The organism is Halorubrum sp. SP9 (genome assembly GCF_005435015.1).
GTDB classification, from domain to species: domain Archaea; phylum Halobacteriota; class Halobacteria; order Halobacteriales; family Haloferacaceae; genus Halorubrum; species Halorubrum sodomense.
The window spans coordinates 1-457 of sequence record NZ_SGXU01000066.1 but is presented as its reverse complement, the minus strand read 5'-3'; the positions used below and the strand labels follow the sequence as shown (position 1 = coordinate 457).

Below are 457 nucleotides of genomic sequence, written 5' to 3'. Positions count from 1 at the left end.
AGTATCCAGCCGCCACCGAACACGATCGTCCGGCTGAATCGGCCGACAGTCGCGCGTCTCCAAGTCCAGAAGCCCGCTCTTGGTGGCAATGGTTCCGGGCGGCCCGCCACCAAACGCCGCCTCATCGGCTTGTGTGCGGGCTTTCAGTTGGTCTAATACTTCCGTCCGCAACCGACTCCGGTAGTGGTCCCCAAATTCGGAATCTAACCAGCGACGGACAAACTCATCACCGTGGCTATGCCAAATGCCGGACGTATCGCACCAGTACCATTCTTCGCGTTTGGAGAGCCACGCGATCCGTTCGTCGGGAATCTCTCGAAGCGCGCCGTTCTTCAACTCCTGAAGCGAGAGGTCGGCATACGGATCGCGGTCGCGTTCTCTTACGGTCCAGTCGCTCGCGTTCTTGAGGAAACTATCTCCTCCCGCTACCTCATTGACCGCGATTGTTTCGGCTGTG

At 59.1% G+C, this 457-nt stretch carries 1 pseudogene; it reads right to left on the bottom strand.

Annotation, left to right across the window (positions count from 1 at the left end):
- A pseudogene (locus EXE45_RS19725) lies at positions 1–457 on the bottom strand (hypothetical protein); the annotation flags it as partial.